This is a genomic window from Marinobacter sp. M3C (assembly GCF_023311895.1).
Lineage (GTDB): Bacteria > Pseudomonadota > Gammaproteobacteria > Pseudomonadales > Oleiphilaceae > Marinobacter.
Map to the genome: position 1 here is coordinate 1955876 of NZ_CP092284.1, position 25702 is coordinate 1981577.

The following is a 25702-nucleotide window of genomic DNA, read 5'->3' on the forward strand; positions in this document are numbered from 1 at the left end:
TACGACCCCTTTACCTTATTCCACATCCAGAAAATCGATGTCCTGACCTTCAGCCAGCTTTACATAAGCCTTACGAATGTCATTACGCTTGCCGAACCCGCGAGCTGTGCGTTTAAGCTTGCCCTTACGATTCAGAACCTGAACACCTTCGACGGTGACGTTGAACAATTGTTCAACGGCTTTTTTAATCTCGGGCTTGGTTGCGTCCGGGGCGACCCGAAACACTACCTGACCGTGTTCGGCCACGCGAGATGCTTTCTCCGATACGTGAGGCCCTAAAAGAACCTTATAGATACGTTCCTGATTCATCCCAGCATCTCCTCGATTTTCTTCAGAGCGGGAACAGTCACTACGATTTTCTCGTGAGCAACCAGGCTAACCGGATCCAGACCAGCAACATCACGCACATCGACGTGAGGCACGTTGCGCGAGGCCAGGTGCAGGTTCTGATCAAGATTTTCCGACAAGATCAACACGTTGCTTAAACCCATGTCAGCCAACTTGGCAGTAAAGGCCTTGGTCTTGGGGGTGTCGATTGAAAAATCGTCAACCACAATCAGACGTTCCTGACGGACCAGCTCGGACAAAATGGAGCGCATTGCAGCGCGGTACATTTTACGGTTTACCTTTTGCTCGTAGCTACGAGGCTTCGCTGCAAAGGTAACACCACCGGAGCGCCAAATTGGGCTGCGGATAGTACCAGCACGAGCACGACCAGTACCCTTCTGACGCCAAGGCTTCTTACCACCACCCCTGACTTCTGAACGGGTCTTCTGAGCTTTGGTACCCTGACGGCCAGCAGCCATATAGGCTACAACCACCTGGTGAACCAGTGCTTCGTTAAAATCTTTTGCGAAAGTAGCCTCGGAAACCGTAATTCCCTGACCGCTACCTGTAATTGTCAATTCCATCGAACCGCTCCTCAGGCTTTAACAGCAGGCTTGATGACAACATCGCCACCAGTAGCGCCGGGGACGGCACCACTAACCAGCAGAAGATTGCGCTCAGCGTCGACACGGACAATTTTCAGGTTCTGCACAGTAACCTGCGCATTACCCATCTGGCCCGCCATCTTTTTGCCTTTGAATACCTTGCCCGGAGTCTGGTTTTGACCAATGGAACCCGGAGCACGGTGAGACAGGGAGTTACCGTGGGTAGCATCCTGCATGGCAAAGTTCCAGCGCTTCACGCCGCCCTGGAAACCTTTACCTTTAGATGTACCTGTGGCATCAACGGCCTGACCGTCTTCAAAGACTGACGCAGTAATTTCGCCGCCGGCAACCAGGTCTTCACCTTCGCCGTCTGCCAAACGAAATTCCCATACGCTACGGCCCGCTTCAACACCGGCTTTTGCGAAATGGCCTGCTGCACTCTTGTTAACACGAGAGGAACGACGCGATCCCACCGTTATCTGAACTGCACGGTAGCCGTCGTTTTCAAGAGTCTTAAGTTGAGTGATGCGGTTAGAATCAACCTCGATCACCGTTACGGGCAACGCTTGCCCGTCTTCCGTAAATATACGGGTCATACCGGCCTTACGACCGACAATACCAATTGCCATGTTTCACCTCTAAGTGTACGGGGCTTGCACCCTCTATGGCCTTATGACAGTTACACAGGTTAATACCGGGCGGTATTAACCGAGGCTGATCTGAACGTCTACACCTGCTGCCAGGTCTAGTTTCATCAAAGCATCTACTGTCTTTTCCGTTGGCTCAACAATGTCGAGCAAACGCTTGTGGGTGCGAATTTCATACTGGTCGCGCGCGTCTTTGTTGACGTGCGGTGAAACCAGAATCGTGAACTTTTCTTTGCGCGTAGGCAAAGGAATAGGTCCGCGCACCTGAGCGCCGGTCCGCTTAGCGGTGTCGACAATCTCTTGCGTAGACTGGTCGATCAGGCGGTAATCGAACGCCTTCAACCGAATCCGAATCTTTTGGCTTTGCATTTTGCACCAAACTCCACTCGTAGCAGCGAACCCGTCGCTGACCTTCAAAAAAGGAGCCGCATTGTATGCATAATAGACAGCCTTGTCAACAGCTACTCTGACTGGCTCGACCGACGCATACATTGCAACTGAAATAGAAAAAGGGGCTGATCAAGTCAGCCCCTTTTCCAGATCCTACGAGTAGATTACTCGAGAATCTTGGCGACAACACCGGCGCCTACAGTACGGCCGCCTTCGCGAATTGCGAAGCGCAGGCCATCTTCCATGGCGATCGGAGCAATCAAAGTCACTTCCATCTTCACGTTATCACCTGGCATAACCATTTCTACGCCTTCTGGCAATTCGCAAGCACCGGTGACGTCGGTGGTACGGAAGTAGAACTGCGGGCGATAGCCCTTGAAGAACGGAGTATGACGGCCGCCTTCGTTCTTGCTCAGCACGTACACTTCGCACTCAAACTTGGTGTGCGGCTTCATGCTGCCTGGCTTACACAGAACCTGACCACGCTCAACGTCGTCACGCTTGGTGCCGCGCAACAGTACGCCAACGTTCTCGCCTGCACGACCTTCGTCGAGCAGTTTGCGGAACATTTCAACGCCGGTGCAAACCGTTTTGACCGTGTCTTTGAGACCCACGATTTCCACTTCTTCACCAATCTTGACAATACCACGCTCTATACGACCGGTTACAACGGTACCACGGCCAGAGATAGAGAATACGTCTTCGATAGGCATCAGGAACGGCAGATTAATCGCACGCTCAGGCTCAGGGATATAAGAATCCAGAGCTTCTACCAGCTTACGAACAGCAGTCGTGCCCATTTCGTTGTCATCACGACCTTCCAGAGCCATCAACGCAGAACCGGTGATGATCGGAGTGTCGTCAGCTGGGAAGTCGTACATTTCCAGCAGATCGCGTACTTCCATTTCTACCAATTCAAGCAGCTCTTCATCGTCAACCATGTCCGCTTTGTTCAGGAACACAACGATGTAAGGAACACCTACCTGACGTGACAGCAGGATGTGCTCGCGGGTCTGCGGCATAGGGCCGTCAGCAGCGGAGCAAACCAGGATAGCGCCGTCCATCTGCGCCGCACCGGTGATCATGTTTTTCACATAATCAGCGTGGCCCGGGCAATCTACGTGTGCGTAGTGACGGTTCGGGGAATCGTACTCAACGTGAGACGTGGCGATGGTAATACCGCGCGCACGTTCTTCCGGAGCATTGTCGATCTGGTCAAAAGCACTTGCAGTACCTGTTCCCCATACGTCATGACATACACGCGTCAGAGCAGCTGTCAGAGTGGTCTTACCATGGTCAACGTGACCAATGGTGCCCACGTTCAAGTGTGGCTTCTTACGTTCGAATTTAGATTTAGACACAGTTACACCTCTTCCTGTTACTCAAGTCTTGGGTATCAACCCTTTTTGATAATTGCTTCGGCAATGTTATTCGGCGCTTCGGCGTACCGCGAAAACTCCATCGCATAGGACGCACGGCCCTGAGTAGCGGAGCGCAGATCTGTGGCGTAACCGAACATTTCCGACAACGGAACTTCGCAACGCACGATCTTTCCACTAACACCGTCTTCCATGCCCTGAATCAGGCCACGACGACGGTTCAGGTCACCTACCACATCACCCATGTAATCTTCAGGTGTCACCACCTCAACCTTCATCATCGGCTCCAGCAAAGCCGGACTCGCCTCTAGCGCGCCCTTCTTCATCGCCATGGAACCCGCGATTTTGAACGCCATTTCGTTGGAGTCCACATCGTGGAAGGAGCCGTCGTACAAGGTTGCTTTGATACCCAGCAACGGGTAGCCAGCCAGACAGCCGTTCTGCATCTGCTCAATGATACCCTGCTGAACCGCCGGGATATATTCCTTGGGCACAGTACCACCAACGATTTCGTTGACGAAGATGAAGTTTTCGGCGTCTTCTTTGTCCAGGGGCAGCGGGTCAATCCTGACTTTAACGTGACCGTACTGACCACGACCGCCCGACTGACGCACAAACTTGCCTTCAACATCCACCGACTTGCGGATGCACTCACGATAGGCCACCTGGGGCTTACCGATGTTGGCCTCAACGTTGAACTCACGACGCATGCGATCAACGATGATATCCAAGTGCAACTCACCCATACCGGAGATGATCGTCTGACCAGACTCTTCGTCAGTACGGACCTGGAAGGACGGATCCTCCTGAGCCAGCTTACCAAGTGCAACGCCCATCTTCTCCTGATCGGCTTTTGTCTTTGGCTCAACCGCTACAGAAATAACCGGATCCGGAAACTCCATACGCTCAAGAACAATCTTGTGGTTCTCGTCGCATAGAGTATCGCCGGTGGTGACGTTCTTCAGACCAATTGCAGCAGCAATATCGCCTGCAAGAACTTCCTTGATCTCTTGACGGTCCTTAGCATGCATCTGGACCATACGGCCAACACGCTCTCTTTTCCCCTTTACGGAGTTGTAGACGGCGTTACCAGACTGAAGTGTGCCAGAATAAACCCGAAAGAACGTCAGAGTGCCAACAAAGGGATCTGTCGCAATCTTAAATGCCAAAGCGGCAAACGGCGCAGCGTCGTCAGCTTTACGGGTCTCTTCAGCCCCGTTTTCGTCAACTTCACCACGAATCGCCTTAACTTCATCCGGTGCCGGCAAGAACTCAACGACCGCATCCAGCACTGCCTGGACGCCCTTATTCTTGAACGCAGAACCACAGGTCGCGACAACGATCTCGTTTGCCAGGGTGCGCATCCGAAGACCTTTCTTAATATCTTCGACGTTGAGCTCGCCTTCGTCGAGATAGCGCATGGTTAGTTCATCGTTCGCTTCTGCAGCCGCTTCCATCATCTTTTCGCGATACTGGGCCACTTCGTCCGCCATCTCGGCAGGAACATCACGCTGCTCATAAGTTACGCCAGAATCGTCCGGATTCCAGTAGATCGCCTTATTACGAATCAGGTCGATTACACCGGCAAAATCCTCTTCCGCGCCAATCGGCAACTGAACCGGAATACATTTTGCACCCAGGCGCTTTTCGATCTGACCAACTACGCGCAGGAAGTTAGCACCAGCCCGATCCATCTTGTTGACGAACACCATGCGCGGCACTTCGTACTTATTGGCCTGGCGCCACACAGTCTCGGACTGCGGCTCAACACCGGAAGAACCACAGAACACAACAACAGCGCCGTCAAGCACACGCAATGAACGCTCTACCTCGATGGTAAAGTCAACGTGTCCCGGAGTGTCGATAATATTGATGCGATGCTCAGGATACTGCTTGTCCATACCCTGCCAAAAACAGGTCGTTGCAGCAGACGTAATAGTAATACCACGCTCCTGCTCCTGCTCCATCCAGTCCATGGTCGCCGCACCATCATGGACTTCACCGATTTTGTGCGAGACACCTGTGTAGAACAGGACCCGCTCGGTGGTTGTGGTTTTGCCCGCATCAACGTGCGCAACAATACCAATGTTTCGATATCGCTTAATCGGAGTCTTACGTGCCACTGTATAAACCTCGGCTGTTTAGAAACGGAAGTGAGAGAACGCCTTGTTGGCTTCTGCCATGCGGTGAACATCTTCCCGCTTCTTGACGGCGGCACCCTTACTCTCTACAGCATCGAGGATTTCCCCGGCCAGGCGCTGCGCCATGGATTTCTCACCGCGCTTTCGTGAAAAGTCAACGAGCCAACGCATAGCCAGCGCGTGCTGACGGGAAGGCCGTACTTCGACCGGCACCTGGTAGGTAGCACCACCCACACGACGGGACTTAACCTCTACCATCGGCTGAATGTTCTCCAGTGCCTTTTCGAACATGTCGATCGGCTCTTCTTTGGATTTTTCGGCAACAATAGTGAGCGCGCCATAAACAATGCGCTCTGCTACGCCTTTTTTACCGCTTTCCATCACGTGGTTGATGAATTTGGCAAGACGTGCACTGCCGAACTTAGGATCTGGGATGATTTCCCGCTTTGCTGCAATTCTTCTTCTAGGCATCGATAAGCCCTTAATGTCAAAAGGTCTTCAGGAACCCCTGAGATAGCATTAGCTACTCAGCCTTACTCTCATCGTTCTAACAAGCAACGATAAAAGACACCCGATCTAAAATCAGGATTTGGGTCGTTTTGTACCGTACTTGGAGCGGCCCTGCTTACGGTTCTGTACACCTTGGGTGTCCAGTGTTCCGCGAACAGTGTGATAGCGCACACCCGGAAGGTCTTTTACTCGACCACCCCGGATTAGCACAACACTGTGCTCCTGAAGGTTGTGACCTTCACCACCAATGTAAGAGGAAACCTCGAAGCCGTTAGTAAGACGAACACGACACACTTTACGTAGTGCTGAGTTCGGCTTCTTTGGCGTTGTGGTATACACACGAGTGCACACACCACGGCGCTGAGGACATGCCTGAAGAGCAGGAACATCGCTCTTGGCTACCTTGCGCTTACGAGGCTTACGCACCAACTGATTAATCGTTGCCATGTAAGCAAACTCCAAAAAACCGTATAAATGAAATCTACCCCCAATGAAGGGGGTAAAATTTAGGGGACGCAAGTTTAAGCCTACGCCCCCGGACAGTCAAGATGACTGTTCTCTTTTTAACCACCCAGGTGTGAGTAACTACCCCTAGGTGGCCGCCGTTTAACTCAGCCTTCGCGGTTGAGTTCGGCGCTCAGTGCTTCTTCAACATCGGCCGCAGTCACGCCCTGCTGTTCCAGTTCGCGCTTGCGACGACGTGCAGCGTGATACGCCAGACCGGTACCCGCAGGTATCAGTCGACCAACTACCACGTTTTCTTTCAGGCCGCGCAGGTAGTCACGTTTGCCGGTTACTGCACCTTCGGTGAGTACCCGCGTGGTTTCCTGGAACGAAGCCGCGGAAATAAACGATTCGGTTGCCAGCGACGCTTTGGTAATACCCAACAACAAACGTTCGAACCTTGCCGGCTCTTTGTCGGCGACATTGGCCGCTTCGTTGGCTTCCAGTACCCGGTTGATTTCGACAGAATCGCCGGAAATCATCTGGGTATCGCCCGGATCGGTGATTTCAACTTTGCGCAGCATCTGACGCACAATAACTTCGATGTGCTTGTCGTTGATAACCACGCCCTGCAGACGGTAGACGTCCTGGATTTCGTTGGTAATGTACCTTGCCAACTCAACAACACCCAACAGACGCAAAATATCGTGCGGGTTCGACGGGCCGTCCGAAATTACCTCACCCTTTTCAACCGTTTCGCCTTCAAACACGTTCATCTGACGGTGCTTGGGAATCAGCACTTCATAAACATCGGCGTCACGCGGAGTGATCACCAGGCGCTTCTTGCCTTTGGTTTCCTTGCCAAAAGACACGGTACCGCTGACTTCCGCAAGAATCGACGACTCTTTCGGGCGACGAGCCTCAAACAGATCGGCAACCCGCGGCAGACCACCGGTGATGTCACGGGTCTTCGAACTTTCCTGGGGAATACGTGCAACCACGTCACCCAGCTCGATGCGAGCGCTGTTCGCCATAGTCACCAAAGCGTTGGCGGGCAGGAAGAAGATCGCCGCGCCTCCCGTCGGCAAATCAACATCGTTGCCGGCCTCATCCAACATCTGGATAGCAGGACGAATGTCCTTACCAGCGGCCGGGCGCTCTTTCGGATCGATAACTTCCATCGTCGACAGGCCGGTAAGATCGTCGGTCTGGGTGCGCACGGTAATGCCCTGATCCATGTTGACGAACTTGGCTGTACCTTCGGCTTCGGCAATGATCGGGTGAGTGTGCGGATCCCATTTTGCCACAACTACGCCAGCTTCAATCACGTCGCCGGTTTTCACCGACAGTACGGCGCCGTAAGGCAGCTTGTACCACTCGCGTTCACGACCCTGTTCATCGGCGATCGCCAACGCTGAAGAGCGAGAGATAACAACTAGCGAACCGTTGCTCTTTTCCAACGACTTCAAGTTGTGCAAGCGAACAATACCACCGTGCTTGACCTGAATATTGTCTACCGCAGACGCCCGACTTGCCGCACCACCAATGTGGAAGGTACGCATGGTCAGCTGGGTACCTGGCTCACCAATAGACTGGGCTGCAATAACGCCGACAGCTTCGCCCACGTTAACCTGATGACCACGCGCCAGATCACGTCCGTAGCACTTGGAGCAGATGCCGTGTCGGGTATTACAGGTAATCGCAGAGCGCACCCATACTTCGTCGACACCAGCGCCTTCAATCGCTTCGATGGCTTTTTCGTCCAACAAAGTGCCGGCCATAATAATAGCGTTGTCTTTGTCGGTCGGAGTAAACGCATCACGTGCCGTTACCCGGCCCAGTACCCGCGCACCCAAAGGCACAACAACGTCGCCGCCTTCGATGTGCGGTATCATCAGCAGACCTTCGGTGGTTCCGCAATCGACTTCGGTCACCACCAAATCTTGAGACACATCCACCAGGCGACGGGTCAGATAACCGGAGTTCGCGGTCTTCAGAGCGGTGTCTGCCAAGCCTTTACGAGCACCGTGGGTGGAAATAAAGTACTGCAGTACGTTAAGACCTTCACGGAAGTTGGCGGTAATCGGTGTTTCGATGATCGAGCCATCTGGCTTGGCCATCAAACCACGCATACCAGCCAGCTGACGAATCTGCGCCGCGGAACCCCGGGCGCCGGAATCGGCCATCATGTACACGGAGTTGAAAGACTCCTGCATGACCGGCTCACCGTTCTCATCCATCAACGGCTTGCCATCAGGCCCCATAACCGCTTCTTTGGACAGGCGCTCCATCATGGCCTTAGAGACCTTGTCGTTGGCGCGTGACCAGATGTCGATAACCTTGTTGTACTTTTCGCCCTGAGTCAGCAGACCGGACGCGTACTGGTTCTCAATATCTTTTACTTCTTGTGTCGCAGCATCCACCAACTGGTACTTCTCTGGCGGGATTTCGAAGTCATTAAAGCCAATCGAAATGCCGGATACGGTGGCGTACTGATAACCGGTGTACATCAACTGGTCAGCGAAAATAACCGTTTCTTTCAGACCCGCATCGCGGTAACAGATGTTGATCAGGTTAGAGATCGCTTTCTTGACCATCGGCTTGTTGATCAGGCTGTAAGACAGACCATCGGGCACAATGTCAAACAACAGCGCACGACCCACCGTGGTTTCCACGATGTTATAACTCTCGCTGCGGCTGCCGTCTTCGGCGATCGCCACTTCCCTTACCCGGACTTTAACGGTGGCTTGCAGGTGTACTTTGCCCGCGCCGTAAGCGCGATGTACTTCTTTAACATCGGCAAACACCATGCCTTGGCCCAGCGCGTTTTTACGCTCGCGGGTCATGTAATACAAACCCAGCACTACGTCTTGCGACGGCACAATGATAGGTTCGCCGTTTGCCGGTGACAGCACGTTGTTGGTGGACATCATCAACGCCCGCGCTTCCAGCTGGGCTTCGATAGTCAACGGTACGTGTACCGCCATCTGGTCCCCGTCGAAGTCGGCGTTGTAAGCAGCACACACCAGCGGGTGCAGCTGGATAGCCTTGCCTTCAATCAGTACCGGCTCGAACGCCTGTATGCCCAAACGGTGCAGCGTAGGCGCACGGTTCAGCATGATCGGGTGTTCACGGATGACTTCGTCCAGAATGTCCCAGACCACACCCTCTTCGCGCTCGACCATTTTCTTGGCCGCTTTGATGGTGGTGGCCAGGCCGCGATGCTCAAGTTTGGAAAAAATAAACGGCTTGAACAATTCCAGCGCCATCTTCTTGGGTAGACCACACTGGTGCAGGCGCAAGTACGGGCCTACTACGATGACCGAACGGCCCGAGTAGTCGACTCGCTTACCCAGCAAGTTCTGACGGAAACGACCTTGCTTGCCTTTAATCATATCGGCAAGAGATTTCAGCGGACGCTTGTTAGTGCCAGTAATGGCACGCCCACGGCGTCCGTTATCCAGCAACGCGTCAACTGCTTCCTGCAACATGCGCTTTTCGTTACGCACGATAATGTCGGGAGCGTTCAGCTCCAACAGGCGCTTCAGGCGGTTGTTACGGTTGATCACCCGACGGTACAGATCGTTCAGGTCAGAGGTCGCAAAGCGACCACCGTCCAACGGTACCAAGGGGCGCAGGTCTGGCGGCAGAACCGGCAGAACAGTCATCACCATGTCGCCCGGCTTGTTACCGGAATACAGGAACGCCTCAAGAATTTTCAGACGCTTGCTGAATTTCTTGATCTTGGTTTCCGAGTTGGTCTGCGGAATTTCTTCACGCAAACGATCAACTTCTTCCTGCAGGTCGATAGCTTGCAGAAGTTCTTTGATGGCCTCGGCGCCCATGCGAGCGTCGAACTCATCACCGAATTCTTCCAGAGCTTCGAAATACTGCTCGTCGTTCAACAGCTGACCGCGCTCCAGCGTGGTCATCCCTGGTTCGATCACGATGAAGGATTCGAAATACAACACCCGCTCTATGTCGCGCAGAGTCATGTCCAGCATCAGACCAATGCGTGACGGCAGCGACTTAAGAAACCAGATGTGAGCTACCGGGCTGGCCAGCTCGATGTGACCCATGCGATCACGGCGGACGCTGGCCAAAGCCACTTCCACGCCGCACTTTTCGCAAATGACACCGCGGTGCTTCAAGCGCTTGTACTTTCCGCACAGGCACTCATAGTCTTTGATTGGACCAAAAATTTTGGCGCAGAACAAACCGTCACGCTCTGGTTTGAACGTGCGGTAGTTGATCGTTTCAGGCTTTTTCACTTCACCGAAGGACCAGGAACGGATCATGTCAGGTGATGCCAAACCAATACGGATGGCGTCAAATTCTTTGCTCTGATTCTGGCTCTTGAGAAGATTCAATAAATCTTTCATCAGTAAAAGCTCCGGATGGCGTTAATCTCGGGCGGGCACCGTTGGTGCCCGCTCACGCTGCCAAAAACAATTCGGCTCAATCGGATTCTAGCTCGATGTCGATACCCAACGAGCGAATTTCTTTGACAAGAACGTTGAAGGATTCGGGCATGCCCGGCTCCATACGATGATCGCCATCAACAATGTTCTTGTACATTCTGGTCCGACCGTTTACATCATCAGACTTGACGGTAAGCATTTCCTGCAGTGTATACGCTGCACCGTAGGCTTCCAGAGCCCACACTTCCATCTCGCCGAAGCGCTGACCACCGAACTGCGCCTTACCACCCAGCGGCTGCTGGGTCACCAGGCTGTACGAGCCAGTGGAACGAGCGTGCATCTTGTCGTCGATCAAGTGGTTCAGCTTGAGGATATACATATACCCTACTGTGATCGGACGATCGAAGGCATCACCGGTACGACCATCGAACAGTTGGGTCTGACCGGTTGTGCTAAGGCCTGCCAGCTCGAGCATGTGTTTGACTTCAGCTTCTTGAGCTCCGTCAAACACCGGCGTAGCCATGGGCACACCACCGCGAAGATTGTTACACAGGTCGAGAATCTCCCGATCGTTCAGGGAATCCAAATCTACCTGTGTCACTTCGGCCGAATGGTTGTAAATCTCATCCAGCAACTTACGAAGCTCAGCAACCTTGCGCTGTTCGTCCAGCATACGACTGATACGTTCGCCCAAGCCTTTAGCTGCGGCACCCAAATGGGTTTCCAGAACCTGGCCGACGTTCATGCGCGAAGGCACACCCAGAGGGTTCAAAACGATATCAACGGTGTTGCCGAACTCGTCATACGGCATATCTTCAATCGGCTTAACCGCCGAAATTACACCCTTGTTACCGTGACGACCCGCCATCTTGTCACCTGGCTGGATGCTGCGTTTGATAGCCAAGTACACCTTGACGATTTTCTGAACGCCCGGCGCCAGATCATCACCCTGCTGCAACTTACCTTTCTTGTCGTCAAAACGCGCTTCGTGATCTTTCTTGCGCTCTTCCAGACCCTGCTCAGATTTCTCCAGCAGCTCATTCAAATCGTCGCCTTTCATGCGCAATTTAAACCATTCCGGACGCGGCAAATTCAACAGATAATCCGCTTCCAGCTTGCTGCCTTTTTTCAGGCCTGGGCTACTGATCACTTCCTGGCCCTCAAGGGCGTTCAGCAAACGCTCGTAGGTGGCACCTTCAACAATGCGATACTCGTCCTTCAAATCTTTGCGGTACTTGTCCAGCTGCTGCTTTTCAATCACTTGCGCACGCTGGTCCTTTTCGATGCCGTCACGGGTAAATACCTGAACATCGATAATCGTACCACGGGTGCCTGTCGGCACACGGGAGGAGGTGTCTTTTACATCAGACGCCTTCTCACCGAAGATAGCCCTTAGCAGCTTTTCCTCCGGCGTCAACTGGGTTTCACCTTTCGGTGTTACCTTGCCGACCAGAATATCTCCGGCGCTGACTTCCGCACCAATATAAACAATACCGGACTCATCCAGCTTGGACAGCGCGCTCTCACCCACGTTCGGGATGTCGGCGGTAATTTCCTCGCTACCCAGCTTGGTATCCCGCGCCACACAGGTCAGTTCCTGAATATGGATCGTGGTCAGGCGATCTTCCTGCACCACTTTTTCAGAGATAAGGATGGAATCCTCAAAGTTGTAACCGTTCCAGGGCATGAATGCGATACGCATGTTCTGGCCCAGCGCCAACTCACCAAGATCTACTGATGGACCGTCGGCCAGTATGTCACCACGAGCAATGACGTCGCCCCGGCGCACGATCGAGCGCTGGTTAATACAGGTGTTCTGGTTCGAGCGGGTGTATTTGGTAAGGTTATAGATATCCACACCAGCGTCACCAGCTTCAGTCTCTTCGTTGTTCACGCGCACTACAATACGTGCTGCGTCAACACTTTCAATTTCACCGCCACGACGAGCGGTTACGCACACGCCAGAATCCTGGGCCACGATACGCTCAACACCAGTACCCACCAAAGGCACTTGTGCGCGCAGCGTAGGTACGGCTTGGCGCTGCATGTTCGCACCCATCAGAGCGCGGTTAGCATCATCGTGCTCGAGGAACGGAATCAGCGATGCGGCTACGGAAACAACCTGACGCGGTGACACGTCCATGAAGTTAACCGCTTCCGGTGGCATAACCGTGGTTTCGTTTTGGTGACGAACCGTCACCAGCTCCTCAACCAGACGATTACCGTCGTCCATTTCTGCGCTGGCCTGGGCGATAACGTAGTTGCTTTCTTCAATAGCAGACAGATACACCAACTCGTCGGTAACCAGGCCATCAGCTACTTTCCGGTACGGGCTTTCTAAAAAGCCGTAGGAGTTGGCACGGGCAAAAGTCGCCAGAGAGTTGATCAGGCCGATGTTCGGGCCTTCCGGTGTTTCGATCGGGCACACGCGGCCGTAATGGGTCGGGTGTACGTCGCGAACCTCAAAGCCGGCTCGCTCACGGGTCAGACCGCCTGGCCCAAGCGCAGAAATGCGCCGCTTGTGAGTCACTTCTGACAGCGGGTTGTTCTGATCCATAAACTGGGACAGCTGGCTAGAGCCAAAGAACTCCTTCACCGCCGCCGCAACTGGCTTGGCGTTGATAAGGTCCTGAGGCATCAAGCCTTCACTTTCTGCCAGGCTCAGACGCTCACGCACGGCACGTTCTACGCGCACCAAACCAACGCGGAACTGATTTTCGGCCATCTCGCCGACACAACGCACACGGCGGTTGCCCAGGTTATCGATGTCGTCTACCTGGCCTTGGCCGTTACGGATGTCGATCAGCGTCTTAAGCACGTCGATAATATCGGCGTGGGTCAGAATGCTTTCACCGGTGCTTTCATCGCGGCGTAAACGGCGGTTCAGCTTCATACGGCCGACGGCAGACAGGTCGTAGCGCTCTTCAGAGAAGAACAAATTGTTGAACAGATTTTCCGCCGACTCTTTCGTGGGCGGCTCTCCGGGGCGCATCATCCGGTAAATTTCTACCAGCGCTTCCAGCGGTGTACGGCTAGGATCGTTGCGCAACGTGTCCGACATGAACGGACCACAATCCAGATCGTTGGTGTACAGCGTTTCAATGTCCGTAACGCCGGCGTCCAGGATGGTGGTGATCAGCTCTGCGGTCAGCTCCGCGTTACACTCAACCAGCATTTCCCCGGTTTTGGTGTCGATCATGTCTTTGGCCAAAACGCGGCCATACAGATACTCGGTCGGCACTACCAGCTCGGAGATGTTGGCTTTTTCAAGCTGCTTGATATGGCGCGCGGTAATACGACGGCCTTCTTCAGCAATCACGTTACCGTCGTTGTCTTTAATATCGAACGTTGCGATATCGCCTCGAAGACGGCTTGGAACCAGCTCGAGCTTGCACGTTTCAGCACCAATGTGGAACTTCGAGGTTTCGAAGAACATTGCCAGCATTTGCTCGGAGGTGTAACCCAGCGAGCGCAGCAGGATGGTCGCCGGCAGTTTGCGGCGACGATCGATGCGCACAAATACGGCATCTTTCGGGTCAAACTCGAAGTCTAACCAGGAGCCACGATAAGGAATCACCCGGGCTGAGTACAACAGCTTGCCGGAGGAGTGGGTCTTACCCTTGTCGTGATCAAAGAATACACCAGGTGAACGATGCAGCTGGGAAACGATAACACGCTCGGTACCATTGATAACGAAGGTACCGTTTTCAGTCATCAGGGGCATTTCGCCCATGTAGACTTCCTGTTCTTTAATGTCCTTGATCGCCTTGTTGGACGATTCACGGTCATAAATAATCAGGCGAACTTTTACGCGCAAAGGCGCGGCATAGGTGACGCCCCGAAGCTGACATTCTTTGACGTCAAAAACCGGCTCACCTATACGGTAACTCACGTATTCAAGCGCGGCATTACCAGAGTAACTGGCAATCGGGAATACGGATTTGAAGGCCGCATGAAGACCGGTTTCCCGGCGATCTTCAGCAGCGGATTCGCTTTGAAGAAAGTCCCGGAACGAGTCCAGCTGAATAGACAGCAAATAGGGGACATCCATCACGGACGGCAATTTACTAAAATCTTTGCGGATCCGCTTTTTTTCAGTGTAGGAGTAACTCATCTGCATTCCCCAGCGTTAAATCTGATACCTGGTATCAAGAAGCAACCATTGTTCTGCTTCGGGGCCGAATTGCTCGGCATATCGCGCCGTCTTGAACGTGAATCTGATTACGGCCAGGTGGCTCAAAATCAACCAAAACCCGCGATCAGACTCTATAGCATATACAACAGAAAAAGGCCGATGGCTCATAAGCCACCAGCCTGACCATGCTAGTGCATGGCGCCGATCAGAAACCGACTATTACTTAAGCTCAACAGAAGCGCCTGCTTCCTCAAGCTTCTTCTTGGCTTCTTCAGCTTCGGCTTTACTAGCGCCTTCCTTAATAGTAGAAGGAGCGCCGTCAACCATTTCCTTCGCTTCTTTCAGGCCCAAGCCTGTCAGTTCGCGAACGGCTTTGATGACGTTAACTTTCTTTTCGCCGATTCCGGTCAATACTACGTCAAACTCGGTCTGCTCTTCAACAACTTCAGCGGCAGCGGCAGCAGGTGCAGCGGCAACAGCAGCGGCAGCAGAAACGCCGAACTTTTCTTCCATTGCTTCAACCAGAGCAACAACATCCATTACGCTCATTTCAGCAATTGCGTTCAAAATCTCTTCGTGGGACAGAGCCATGACTTTCTCCGAAAAATAATAAAATGGTGTTCAACAGAATCAAGCAGCTTCTTGCTTCTGGTCGCGGACTGCCGCTACTGCACGGGTTACTTTGGTTGGAACTTCGATCAAAGTACGTGCGAGCTTGGTGATTGGTGCCTGTGTAACCGCTGCCAGCATAGTCAACGCTTCGTGACGCGTTGGTAGCTTGGCAAGGCGATCGATCTGGTCTGCGCCCATCAAAACTCCGCCAACGGCAAGACCTTTGATTTCGAACGCTTCTTTCTCTTTGGCAAAATCTTTCAACAGACGCGCAGCGGCGCCTGGATCTTCCATCGAAAAAGCCAGAATAGTCGGGCCGACCAGGGCCTCGCCGATGCACTCGAACTCTGTGCCGCGAATGGCGATCTTAGCCAGGTTGTTACGAACGACCTGGAGATGCACATTTTCAGCACGAGCTCTTGCACGCAGAGCCGTCATATCACCAGAGGTGACACCACGGTAGTCAGCCAGAACAACAGACAGAGCACCACCGGCAGTCTCGTTGACTTCAGCGACGATCGCTTTCTTGTCTTCGAGTCTAATTGCCACTGGATTTCTCCTCGATTTCGCCGGGAAAATCCCGGCAAACCCATCTATGCCCTCGAAAGCTTCTCAAAAACCTGCCACTTTCTGCAGCAGTTGCGATTAACTTTCTACGGGCTCCTAACGGTGTTTGGGTTCAGAGAACGTCTTCACACCGTCTGCGCAGGTATTGCTTTAACCCCTGTAGCGCTTTCAACAAAGCAGTTTCGGGGGCCTGCGGTCTTTGACAGCCTTGGCTTCCGCCCAGACTACAAAGCAACTACCGATCAGACGCTTAGATTTCCAGAGCGCTCTGATCGATAGTCAGGCCAGGCCCCATGGTCGAAGACAGTGTGATCTTCTTCAGATACACGCCTTTGGACGATGAAGGCTTAGCCTTTTTCAAATCTGCAATCAGAGCTTCCAGGTTTTCCTGAATGTTCTTCGCAGAGAATTCAACATTACCCAGTGGAGAATGGATAATGCCGTTTTTGTCGGTGCGGTAGCGAACCTGACCTGCTTTAGCGTTTTTCACCGCTGTGGCTACGTCTGGGGTTACGGTACCTACTTTCGGGTTTGGCATAAGGCCACGGGGGCCCAAGATCTGACCCAACTGGCCCACAACGCGCATGGCATCGGGACTGGCAATAACCACGTCAAAATCCATGATGCCTTTTTTGATTTCATCGGCCAAGTCATCCATACCAACAATGTCAGCACCGGCTTCTTTGGCTTTCTCGACGTTAGCGCCTTGTGTAAATACGGCAACGCGAACCGTTTTACCGGTACCGTGCGGCAGAACCGTACTGCTACGTACAACTTGGTCGGATTTGCGCGCATCCACACCCAGATTTACGGCAACATCTATAGACTCTTTGAACTTGACCTGTTGACCCAGCTCAACCAAAAGGGCAACCGCATCCTCCATTGAGTATGCACGGCCAGCTTCTACTTTTTCACGAATCAACGTTTGACGCTTGCTTGGCTTTGACATGTTACAGGCCCTCCACGGTCAGACCCATACTACGGGCTGTACCTGCAATGGTCCGAACCGCGGCATCCATACTGGCGGCGGTGAGATCCGGCTCTTTCATTTTCGCGATTTCTTCAAGCTGCTCGCGAGTTACCTTGCCAACTTTATCAGTGTTTGGCTTACCTGAACCACTTTTCACGCCTGCCGCTTTCAGCAGCAGTACCGGCGCGGGCGGGGTTTTGGTGATAAACGTAAAGCTGCGATCGCTGTATACGGTGATCACGGTAGGAATAGGAAGGCCCTGCTCCATATCCTGCGTTCTAGCGTTGAACGCCTTGCAGAATTCCATGATATTTACGCCGCGCTGACCCAAAGCTGGGCCAACAGGGGGGCTTGGGTTGGCCTTACCGGCAGCAACCTGTAGCTTAATGTAGGCATCAATTTTCTTCGCCATGATAACTCTCCTATGGGTTCAAACGCTTTTCAGCTCCCCGTTTGCAGACACAAAAAGCCCGCGACGCCATGGCGCGCGAGCTTTTACTTTATTGCTGCTAAATCAGTCTTTTTCTACCTGACCAAACTCCAATTCAACCGGAGTGGATCGGCCAAAGATCAACACAGCAACCTTGACACGACTCTTGTCGTAATCAACTTCCTCAACAACGCCATTAAAGTCCGCAAAGGGTCCTTCAACGACGCGAACAACTTCGCCCGGCTCAAACAACGTCTTCGGCTTAGGCTTGTCAGCGCCGCTTTCAAGGCGGCGTAAAATCGCGTCCGCTTCCTTTTCCGTTATAGGCGCAGGCTTCTCTTTCGTACCGCCAATAAATCCGAGAACACGCGGTGTATTCTTTACAAGATGCCATGTTGCGTCTTCAAGTTCCATCTGGACCAATACGTATCCTGGATAAAACTTACGTTCGCTTTTGCGCTTCTTGCCGTCGCGCATCTCGACGACTTCCTCGGTCGGAACCAGGATCTCGCCAAACTGCTCTTCCAGTCCGTTAAGAGCAACGCGCTCCTTCAGGGTGCGCATTACATGCTTTTCGAAGCCAGAATACGCATGTACCACGTACCAGCGCTTAGCCATTGCCCACTCCCGTTAACCGATAAATCCGGCGACCAACAAACTGATTAGCGAGTCCATAACCCACAACAGCAAAGCCACAACTAAAACAAACACAATCACAATAGCTGTTGTCTGTATGAGTTCCGGCCTTGTGGGCCAAACCACTTTGCGAATTTCGACACGCGCCTCTTTTAGAAGCGCGGCAAAGCGGCCACCTCGTGACGTTTGCACTGCAATAAAAGCCGCGATAGCAGCTAATACTACTAATGCAATCACACGATAAAGCAAAGACTCAGCAGCAAAATACTGATTACCAACCACGCCAACCGTGACCAGTAAAAATACTACAAGCCACTTTACAACATCTAAGCGGCTGCTTGATTGAACAGATCTTGACTCCATAGGAATCAACTTATGTATCTAGATGTTAAAAAATGGCAGGCCAGGAGGGAATCGAACCCCCAACCTGCGGTTTTGGAGACCGCTGCTCTGCCAATTGAGCTACTGGCCTGCACCGAAACAACTCAGTGCACTTTCACTCCAGTAACACCCTAACTTGGGTATTACTCGAGAATCCTGGCGACAACACCGGCGCCTACAGTACGGCCGCCTTCGCGAATTGCGAAGCGCAGGCCATCTTCCATGGCGATCGGAGCAATCAAAGTCACTTCCATCTTCACGTTATCACCTGGCATAACCATTTCTACGCCTTCTGGCAATTCGCAAGCACCGGTGACGTCGGTGGTACGGAAGTAGAACTGCGGGCGATAGCCCTTGAAGAACGGAGTATGACGGCCGCCTTCGTTCTTGCTCAGCACGTACACTTCGCACTCAAACTTGGTGTGCGGCTTCATGCTGCCTGGCTTACACAGAACCTGACCACGCTCAACGTCGTCACGCTTGGTGCCGCGCAACAGTACGCCAACGTTCTCGCCTGCACGACCTTCGTCGAGCAGTTTGCGGAACATTTCAACGCCGGTGCAAACCGTTTTGACCGTGTCTTTGAGACCCACGATTTCCACTTCTTCACCAATCTTGACAATACCACGCTCTATACGACCGGTTACAACGGTACCACGGCCAGAGATAGAGAATACGTCTTCGATAGGCATCAGGAACGGCAGATTAATCGCACGCTCAGGCTCAGGGATATAAGAATCCAGAGCTTCTACCAGCTTACGAACAGCAGTCGTGCCCATTTCGTTGTCATCACGACCTTCCAGAGCCATCAACGCAGAACCGGTGATGATCGGAGTGTCGTCAGCTGGGAAGTCGTACATTTCCAGCAGATCGCGTACTTCCATTTCTACCAATTCAAGCAGCTCTTCATCGTCAACCATGTCCGCTTTGTTCAGGAACACAACGATGTAAGGAACACCTACCTGACGTGACAGCAGGATGTGCTCGCGGGTCTGCGGCATAGGGCCGTCAGCAGCGGAGCAAACCAGGATAGCGCCGTCCATCTGCGCCGCACCGGTGATCATGTTTTTCACATAATCAGCGTGGCCCGGGCAATCTACGTGTGCGTAGTGACGGTTCGGGGAATCGTACTCAACGTGAGACGTGGCGATGGTAATACCGCGCGCACGTTCTTCCGGAGCATTGTCGATCTGGTCAAAAGCACTTGCAGTACCTGTTCCCCATACGTCATGACATACACGCGTCAGAGCAGCTGTCAGAGTGGTCTTACCATGGTCAACGTGACCAATGGTGCCCACGTTCAAGTGTGGCTTCTTACGTTCGAATTTAGATTTAGACATCTGACAAACTCCCTAATCAACCAGGACCGTAACGTTGACCGGTAAATAATGGAGCTCATGAGCGGAGTCGAACCGCTGACCTCATCCTTACCAAGGATGTGCTCTACCGACTGAGCTACATGAGCACAAGAACTAAATTGGAGCGGGCAGTGGGAATCGAACCCACATCATCAGCTTGGAAGGCTGAGGTAATAGCCATTATACGATGCCCGCGAGCAATAATGGTGGAGGGGGCAGGATTCGAACCTGCGAAGCTTTCGCGTCAGATTTACAGTCTGATCCCTTTGGCCACTCGGGAACCCCTCCGAGCTAAATCCGCTACGCGGACCTGCAAAAACTTTAAATTGGAGCTGGCGGACGGAATCGAACCCCCGACCTGCTGATTACAAGTCAGCTGCTCTACCAACTGAGCTACGCCAGCCCACACTCGCCTTAACAACGAGGCCGGTATACTACGGATTATCTTTTGGCTTTGCAACACCTTGGCGCTTATTGAAGGCAACAAAATGGACTCACCAAGAGCAACCTGCTATGACCGGACAGGCCACTCAACAACCAAGTGCAGCCTCACTCAAAAACGAGCGCATAGCTTAGCCGAAATCACCGTGCTTTTGCCACCCTTGACAGGTGTTTCCACCAATTCTTTTTAAACTCTATGTGCATTTGCGCTCCTCAACTAATCGCAGAACCGCTCGCGATGAACTTTTGCCAGGCCATCAAGCACCAATTCCGGCTCTATCTCCCCTTGCAAACCTATGTGCTGGAGCCTTAAGGCATCGCCGCCAGTCAGCACCAGATCGCGTAGTCCATAACTCTGTATGTCTGCCAACACCCGATCTAAAAAGGCAGCGCTTAGCCAGGCCAACCCGTGATTGACGCATTCGTTGGTCGACAGCCCCGGCAGAGTTTTTAAGTTGGGTTTTGGTTCAAAACCAATACGTGCAGCATCGCTGCTCAAGCTGCGCAACATCATTTGCAAGCCAGGAAGTATGTAACCCCCTAGGTGATGGCCGTCTGCAGCCACGTAATCGACGGTTACCGCGCTGCCCGCGTCTATGACAGCAAAGCCCTGCCGACGCCTCTGCCAAGCGGCGTACATGCCATGCCAACGGTCAGCACCCATCTTTGCCGGTTGCTGATAACCATTAATCAACCCACCGCGCTCACCTTCGGACCAATAACAGGTCACCGGGACAGCAAACCGCGATTCCAAAGCCGCCACAAGGTTGTGCTGGCGCTGCTCAGAGGCGACAGTTGAGACTGCCACGGACATTACCCGCTCACCTTTGGGCAAGCACAGAGCCTGCAGTGGATCTGCGTCGCTCAAAAGACCAACGCCCTGCACTAGCACCTCGGCACTTTTCTGACGCTCAAGCCGCCATTTCAGACGCGTGTTTCCGGAGTCAACCAACAGTATCACGAGGCGACTCGCAAGCTGATTTCACCGGACCGTACAGCGAACTCGCCCTCATTTGTGCGCACTATATAATTACCACTGTGATCGATACCTTGCCCAACGCCTTGTAGCTCGCCGTCACGAGCCATAAGTTGACGACTAAAAAACACATCTCGCGATTGCCAGGAACTGCGAAACCCAGCAAAGCCAACACTCTGAAATTTGTCACTAGCATCCGCAATACTAGTAATCAGCGCACTTACTAGTGCATTACGGCTCCAAGTCATTTGCGGCCGTGCAAGCACGAGACTGGTCCAGGCCTGATCAATGGCTGGTGCCGCGGTCATGTGCACATTCAGGCCGAGACCCACAATGGCGTGTACAACGCCGTCCTGAAGCTCACCCTGCAGCTCAACAAGAATGCCGCCAACCTTGGCTCCGTCAATCAAAATGTCGTTCGGCCACTTTAGCCCTACCGGCGCAGCTCCAAGGCACTCCAGTGCCTCTGCCACCGCCACGCCCAGCACCAGACTGAGACCATCGACCGCAGAAAACCCGCCGGACAACGACAACCCCATACTCAGATAGATATTCTCGCCCGCTGGACTACACCAGGGCTGGCCGCGACGTCCACGGCCGGCTGTCTGGGTTTCGGCGGTGACAACAGGCATTGCACTCTCGCCTCTGGCCAGCATGCGCATCACTTCTGCGTTTGTTGAGTCAATTTCATCGATCACGCTTAACGCCAGCGGCCGCGAGCTAGCCGACCCGACGTTTTTCGCGATAATTTCCTGGTTCAGGAAATCCACAGGGTGTGCTAACTGATAGCCCCGGCCACGCACGGTGCGTATATCAAAACCCTCCTTCAACGCCCGCCGTACGATCTTCCATATTGCGGTGCGGCTAACGCCAAACTCCATGGCGAGTGACTGTCCGGAATGGATCTTGCCGTCATTCAAACGGGTTATCAATACCTTGGCTTTCATTCAGGGATGCCCGCGTCAATGACTAAGCGCTGGATTAAACACTAAATCCGCACGAATTCAAAGCCTATGCATGACGTTGGAATTGGCGAATCACCAGGTGGGGACCGGTTTCACTGAGGGACGGATTTGAAATCCGTCCCTGTTTTGGGCTGGTTTCGTTTTATTCAGCCAAAAAAAAGCCCCGGCAGCGTGAGCTGTCGGGGCTTTTAGCAATAAGAGTCTGACGATGACCTACTCTCACATGGACGAACCACACTACCATCGGCGCAGGCTTGTTTCACTTCTGAGTTCGGGATGGGATCAGGTGGTACCAAGCCGCTATAGTCGTCAGACAAAACGGTTGATCACTGGGGGATGAGATAGAACGCTGGCTTTTTAGGGCCGTGATACGATTTTTTCGTTGCGATATCCGCAATTGTCTTGGGTGTTATATAGTCAAGCCGCACGAGCAATTAGTATCGGTTAGCTCAACGCCTCGCAGCGCTTACACACCCGACCTATCAACGTCCTGGTCTTGAACGGCTCTTCAGGGGCCTCTAGGGCCCAGGGAGATCTCATCTTGGAAGGGGCTTCCCGCTTAGATGCTTTCAGCGGTTATCCTATCCGAACATAGCTACCGGGCAATGCCACTGGCGTGACAACCCGAACACCAGAGGTTCGTCCACTCCGGTCCTCTCGTACTAGGAGCAGCTTTCCTCAAATCTCCAACGTCCACGGCAGATAGGGACCGAACTGTCTCACGACGTTCTAAACCCAGCTCGCGTACCACTTTAAATGGCGAACAGCCATACCCTTGGGACCGGCTTCAGCCCCAGGATGTGATGAGCCGACATCGAGGTGCCAAACACCGCCGTCGATGTGAACTCTTGGGCGGTATCAGCCTGTTATCCCCGGAGTACCTTTTATCCGTTGAGCGATGGCCCTTCCATACAGAACCACCGGATCACTATGACCTACTTTCGTACCTGCTCGACGTGTCTGTCTCGCAGTCAAGCGGGCTTGTGCCATTACACTAACCGTACGATGTCCGACCGTACTTAGCCCACCTTTGTGCTCCTCCGTTACGCTTTAGGAGGAGACCGCCCCAGTCAAACTACCCACCACACAGTGTCCTCATCCCCGATAAGGGGACAGAGTTAGAACCTCAAACATGCCAGGCTGGTATTTCAAGGTTGGCTCCACGCAAACTGGCGTTCACGCTTCAATGCCTCCCAGCTATCCTACACAAACATGTTCAAAGTTCACTGTGAAGCTATAGTAAAGGTTCACGGGGTCTTTCCGTCTAGCCGCGGATACACCGCATCTTCACGGCGATTTCAATTTCACTGAGTCTCGGGTAGAGACAGCGCCCCCATCGTTACGCCATTCGTGCAGGTCGGAACTTACCCGACAAGGAATTTCGCTACCTTAGGACCGTTATAGTTACGGCCGCCGTTTACCGGGGCTTCGATCAAGAGCTTCTCCCTAAGGATAACCCCATCAATTAACCTTCCGGCACCGGGCAGGCGTCACACCGTATACGTCCACTTTCGTGTTTGCACAGTGCTGTGTTTTTAATAAACAGTCGCAGGGGCCTGGTATCTTCGACTGGCTTCTGCTCAACCCGCGAGGGGTGTCACATACCACCAGCGTGCCTTCTCCCGAAGTTACGGCACCATTTTGCCTAGTTCCTTTACCCGAGTTCTCTCAAGCGCCTTGGTATTCTCTACCTGACCACCTGTGTCGGTTTGGGGTACGGTCTCAAATCACCTGAAGCTTAGAAGATTTTCCTGGAAGCATGGCATCAATAACTTCCCGCCACATGGGCAGTCGTCATCACGTCTCAGAATTGAGGACCCGGATTTGCCTAAGTCCCCTCCCTACACGCTTAAACCGGGACGACCGTCGCCCGGCTTACCTAGCCTTCTCCGTCTCTCCATCGCAGTGATTCAAGGTACGGGAATATTAACCCGTCTCCCATCGATTACACCTTTCGGTCTCACCTTAGGGGCCGACTCACCCTGCGCCGATTAGCGTTGCGCAGGAACCCTTGGTCTTCCGGCGTGCGAGTTTTTCACTCGCATTGTCGTTACTCATGTCAGCATTCGCACTTCTGATACCTCCAGCAAGCTTCTCAACTCACCTTCGCAGGCTTACAGAACGCTCCCCTACCCCGCATACACAGTATGCAGCCGCAGCTTCGGTATCCAGTTTGAGCCCCGTTACATCTTCCGCGCAGGCCGACTCGACTAGTGAGCTATTACGCTTTCTTTAAAGGATGGCTGCTTCTAAGCCAACCTCCTAGCTGTCTGAGCCTTCCCACATCGTTTCCCACTTAACTGGAATTTTGGGACCTTAGCTGGCGGTCTGGGTTGTTTCCCTCTTCACGACGGACGTTAGCACCCGCCGTGTGTCTCCCGGATAGTACTCACAGGTATTCGGAGTTTGCATCGGGTTGGTAAGTCGGGATGACCCCCTAGCCGAAACAGTGCTCTACCCCCTGTGGTATTCGTCCGAGGCGCTACCTAAATAGCTTTCGGGGAGAACCAGCTATCTCCGGGCTTGATTAGCCTTTCACTCCGATCCACAAGTCATCCCCTGGCTTTTCAACGACAGTGGGTTCGGTCCTCCAGTTGATGTTACTCAACCTTCAACCTGCTCATGGATAGATCGCCCGGTTTCGGGTCTATGCCCAGCGACTAATTCGCCCTATTCAGACTCGGTTTCCCTACGGCTCCCCTAAACGGTTAACCTCGCCACTGAACATAAGTCGCTGACCCATTATACAAAAGGTACGCCGTCACAGAACAAGTCTGCTCCGACTGCTTGTACGCATACGGTTTCAGGATCTATTTCACTCCCCTCACAGGGGTTCTTTTCGCCTTTCCCTCACGGTACTGGTTCACTATCGGTCAGTCAGGAGTATTTAGCCTTGGAGGATGGTCCCCCCATGTTCAGACAAGGTTTCTCGTGCCCCGTCCTACTCGATTTCACTAGACTCAGGTTTCGGATACAGGGCTATCACCCACTATGGCGGCACTTTCCAGAGCCTTCTCCTACCAGTTGTCTAGCTTAAGGGCTAGTCCCCGTTCGCTCGCCGCTACTTAGGGAATCTCGGTTGATTTCTTTTCCTCGGGGTACTTAGATGTTTCAGTTCTCCCGGTTCGCCTCTTACACCTATGTATTCAGTGTAAGATACCCGACCTAGATCGGGTGGGTTTCCCCATTCAGAAATGTCCGGATCACAGCTCGTTTGCCAGCTCCCCGAACCTTATCGCAGGCTTCCACGTCTTTCATCGCCTCTGACTGCCTAGGCATCCACCGTATGCGCTTAGTTGCTTGACTATATAACCCCAAGACAACTGACTCCAAGAGGAACCACACATAGACATCCCAGCCGAAGCCA

General features: G+C 53.1%; 19 protein-coding genes, 5 tRNA genes and 2 rRNA genes. All 26 read right to left on the bottom strand.

Annotated features, from left to right (window positions below; translation table 11 throughout):
• Nucleotides 1-15 precede the first annotated feature (15 nt).
• On the bottom strand, nucleotides 16-309 hold the full coding sequence (rplW, locus tag MIH18_RS09050) for a 50S ribosomal protein L23 (RefSeq protein WP_007350500.1): 294 nt from the start codon (nucleotides 307-309) through the stop codon (nucleotides 16-18).
• Nucleotides 306-911, bottom strand: coding sequence for a 50S ribosomal protein L4 (gene rplD / locus MIH18_RS09055; protein ID WP_007350501.1), 606 nt, complete (start codon nucleotides 909-911; stop codon nucleotides 306-308). Before rplD ends, rplW begins: the two co-directional genes overlap by 4 nt.
• A gap of 11 nt (nucleotides 912-922) precedes the next feature.
• Nucleotides 923-1561 (bottom strand): 50S ribosomal protein L3, encoded by a 639-nt coding sequence (rplC, locus tag MIH18_RS09060; RefSeq protein ID WP_007350502.1) that lies wholly within the window; start codon nucleotides 1559-1561, stop codon nucleotides 923-925.
• A gap of 75 nt (nucleotides 1562-1636) precedes the next feature.
• Entirely contained in the window at nucleotides 1637-1948 is a 312-nt protein-coding gene (gene rpsJ, locus MIH18_RS09065; RefSeq protein WP_007350503.1) for a 30S ribosomal protein S10, read from the bottom strand.
• Between the two features lie 185 nt (nucleotides 1949-2133).
• Nucleotides 2134-3330, bottom strand: coding sequence for an elongation factor Tu (gene tuf / locus MIH18_RS09070; RefSeq protein ID WP_014869911.1), 1197 nt, complete (start codon nucleotides 3328-3330; stop codon nucleotides 2134-2136).
• Between the two features lie 35 nt (nucleotides 3331-3365).
• Nucleotides 3366-5471, bottom strand: coding sequence for an elongation factor G (gene fusA, locus MIH18_RS09075; protein WP_249007579.1), 2106 nt, complete (start codon nucleotides 5469-5471; stop codon nucleotides 3366-3368).
• Nucleotides 5472-5489: 18 nt separating this feature from the next.
• Nucleotides 5490-5960 (bottom strand): 30S ribosomal protein S7, encoded by a 471-nt coding sequence (gene rpsG / locus MIH18_RS09080; RefSeq protein WP_007350506.1) that lies wholly within the window; start codon nucleotides 5958-5960, stop codon nucleotides 5490-5492.
• A 111-nt stretch (nucleotides 5961-6071) separates the two neighbouring features.
• The gene (gene rpsL / locus MIH18_RS09085; RefSeq protein ID WP_018405045.1) at nucleotides 6072-6446 is read right to left on the bottom strand and encodes a 30S ribosomal protein S12; all 375 of its coding nucleotides are present in this window, start codon (nucleotides 6444-6446) and stop codon (nucleotides 6072-6074) included.
• Between the two features lie 164 nt (nucleotides 6447-6610).
• Nucleotides 6611-10825 (bottom strand): DNA-directed RNA polymerase subunit beta', encoded by a 4215-nt coding sequence (gene rpoC / locus MIH18_RS09090; protein ID WP_249007578.1) that lies wholly within the window; start codon nucleotides 10823-10825, stop codon nucleotides 6611-6613.
• 76 nt (nucleotides 10826-10901) lie between these two features.
• Entirely contained in the window at nucleotides 10902-14978 is a 4077-nt protein-coding gene (rpoB, locus tag MIH18_RS09095; protein ID WP_249014360.1) for a DNA-directed RNA polymerase subunit beta, read from the bottom strand.
• Between the two features lie 240 nt (nucleotides 14979-15218).
• Complete coding sequence (rplL, locus tag MIH18_RS09100; protein ID WP_007350510.1) at nucleotides 15219-15590, bottom strand: 50S ribosomal protein L7/L12; 372 nt, start codon at nucleotides 15588-15590, stop codon at nucleotides 15219-15221.
• Nucleotides 15591-15629: 39 nt separating this feature from the next.
• Nucleotides 15630-16160, bottom strand: coding sequence for a 50S ribosomal protein L10 (rplJ, locus tag MIH18_RS09105; RefSeq protein ID WP_249007576.1), 531 nt, complete (start codon nucleotides 16158-16160; stop codon nucleotides 15630-15632).
• Nucleotides 16161-16428: 268 nt separating this feature from the next.
• The gene (rplA, locus tag MIH18_RS09110; protein ID WP_249007575.1) at nucleotides 16429-17127 is read right to left on the bottom strand and encodes a 50S ribosomal protein L1; all 699 of its coding nucleotides are present in this window, start codon (nucleotides 17125-17127) and stop codon (nucleotides 16429-16431) included.
• Between the two features lies 1 nt (nucleotide 17128).
• Nucleotides 17129-17560 carry a 50S ribosomal protein L11 gene (gene rplK / locus MIH18_RS09115; RefSeq protein WP_249007574.1) on the bottom strand — a complete coding sequence of 144 codons (432 nt, stop codon included), beginning with the start codon at nucleotides 17558-17560 and terminating at the stop codon, nucleotides 17129-17131.
• 102 nt (nucleotides 17561-17662) lie between these two features.
• Nucleotides 17663-18196 carry a transcription termination/antitermination protein NusG gene (gene nusG, locus MIH18_RS09120; protein ID WP_007350514.1) on the bottom strand — a complete coding sequence of 178 codons (534 nt, stop codon included), beginning with the start codon at nucleotides 18194-18196 and terminating at the stop codon, nucleotides 17663-17665.
• A gap of 12 nt (nucleotides 18197-18208) precedes the next feature.
• Nucleotides 18209-18577, bottom strand: coding sequence for a preprotein translocase subunit SecE (secE, locus tag MIH18_RS09125; protein WP_098419658.1), 369 nt, complete (start codon nucleotides 18575-18577; stop codon nucleotides 18209-18211).
• Nucleotides 18578-18610: 33 nt separating this feature from the next.
• Nucleotides 18611-18686 (bottom strand) — tRNA-Trp (locus MIH18_RS09130).
• 52 nt (nucleotides 18687-18738) lie between these two features.
• Nucleotides 18739-19935 carry an elongation factor Tu gene (gene tuf, locus MIH18_RS09135; protein ID WP_249007573.1) on the bottom strand — a complete coding sequence of 399 codons (1197 nt, stop codon included), beginning with the start codon at nucleotides 19933-19935 and terminating at the stop codon, nucleotides 18739-18741.
• A gap of 49 nt (nucleotides 19936-19984) precedes the next feature.
• Nucleotides 19985-20060, bottom strand: a tRNA-Thr gene (locus MIH18_RS09140).
• Between the two features lie 13 nt (nucleotides 20061-20073).
• Nucleotides 20074-20148: transfer RNA gene (locus MIH18_RS09145), tRNA-Gly, on the bottom strand.
• Nucleotides 20149-20157: 9 nt separating this feature from the next.
• Nucleotides 20158-20241 (bottom strand) — tRNA-Tyr (locus MIH18_RS09150).
• 39 nt (nucleotides 20242-20280) lie between these two features.
• A tRNA-Thr gene (locus MIH18_RS09155) sits at nucleotides 20281-20356 on the bottom strand.
• Nucleotides 20357-20611: 255 nt separating this feature from the next.
• Nucleotides 20612-21355 carry a type III pantothenate kinase gene (locus tag MIH18_RS09160; protein WP_249014361.1) on the bottom strand — a complete coding sequence of 248 codons (744 nt, stop codon included), beginning with the start codon at nucleotides 21353-21355 and terminating at the stop codon, nucleotides 20612-20614.
• On the bottom strand, nucleotides 21352-22317 hold the full coding sequence (locus tag MIH18_RS09165; protein WP_249014362.1) for a biotin--[acetyl-CoA-carboxylase] ligase: 966 nt from the start codon (nucleotides 22315-22317) through the stop codon (nucleotides 21352-21354). Before MIH18_RS09165 ends, MIH18_RS09160 begins: the two co-directional genes overlap by 4 nt.
• A 218-nt stretch (nucleotides 22318-22535) precedes the next feature.
• A 5S ribosomal RNA gene (gene rrf / locus MIH18_RS09170) occupies nucleotides 22536-22649 on the bottom strand.
• 99 nt (nucleotides 22650-22748) lie between these two features.
• Nucleotides 22749-25641: ribosomal RNA gene (locus MIH18_RS09175) — 23S ribosomal RNA — on the bottom strand.
• Nucleotides 25642-25702 lie beyond the last annotated feature (61 nt).

Bases quoted from the DNA above. Each gene is read 5' to 3' on its own strand.
- rplW (WP_007350500.1), bottom strand. From the start codon at position 309: ATGAATCAGGAACGTATCTATAAGGTTCTTTTAGGGCCTCACGTATCG.
- MIH18_RS09165 (WP_249014362.1), bottom strand. From the start codon at position 22,317: ATGAAAGCCAAGGTATTGATAACCCGTTTGAATGACGGCAAGATCCAT.
- nusG (WP_007350514.1), bottom strand. From the start codon at position 18,196: ATGGCTAAGCGCTGGTACGTGGTACATGCGTATTCTGGCTTCGAAAAG.
- rpoC (WP_249007578.1), bottom strand. From the start codon at position 10,825: ATGAAAGATTTATTGAATCTTCTCAAGAGCCAGAATCAGAGCAAAGAA.
- rplA (WP_249007575.1), bottom strand. From the start codon at position 17,127: ATGTCAAAGCCAAGCAAGCGTCAAACGTTGATTCGTGAAAAAGTAGAA.
- tuf (WP_249007573.1), bottom strand. From the start codon at position 19,935: ATGTCTAAATCTAAATTCGAACGTAAGAAGCCACACTTGAACGTGGGC.
- rpsG (WP_007350506.1), bottom strand. From the start codon at position 5,960: ATGCCTAGAAGAAGAATTGCAGCAAAGCGGGAAATCATCCCAGATCCT.
- rplK (WP_249007574.1), bottom strand. From the start codon at position 17,560: ATGGCGAAGAAAATTGATGCCTACATTAAGCTACAGGTTGCTGCCGGT.
- rplD (WP_007350501.1), bottom strand. From the start codon at position 911: ATGGAATTGACAATTACAGGTAGCGGTCAGGGAATTACGGTTTCCGAG.
- rpsL (WP_018405045.1), bottom strand. From the start codon at position 6,446: ATGGCAACGATTAATCAGTTGGTGCGTAAGCCTCGTAAGCGCAAGGTA.
- rplL (WP_007350510.1), bottom strand. From the start codon at position 15,590: ATGGCTCTGTCCCACGAAGAGATTTTGAACGCAATTGCTGAAATGAGC.
- rplC (WP_007350502.1), bottom strand. From the start codon at position 1,561: ATGGCAATTGGTATTGTCGGTCGTAAGGCCGGTATGACCCGTATATTT.
- rpoB (WP_249014360.1), bottom strand. From the start codon at position 14,978: ATGAGTTACTCCTACACTGAAAAAAAGCGGATCCGCAAAGATTTTAGT.
- secE (WP_098419658.1), bottom strand. From the start codon at position 18,577: ATGGAGTCAAGATCTGTTCAATCAAGCAGCCGCTTAGATGTTGTAAAG.
- rpsJ (WP_007350503.1), bottom strand. From the start codon at position 1,948: ATGCAAAGCCAAAAGATTCGGATTCGGTTGAAGGCGTTCGATTACCGC.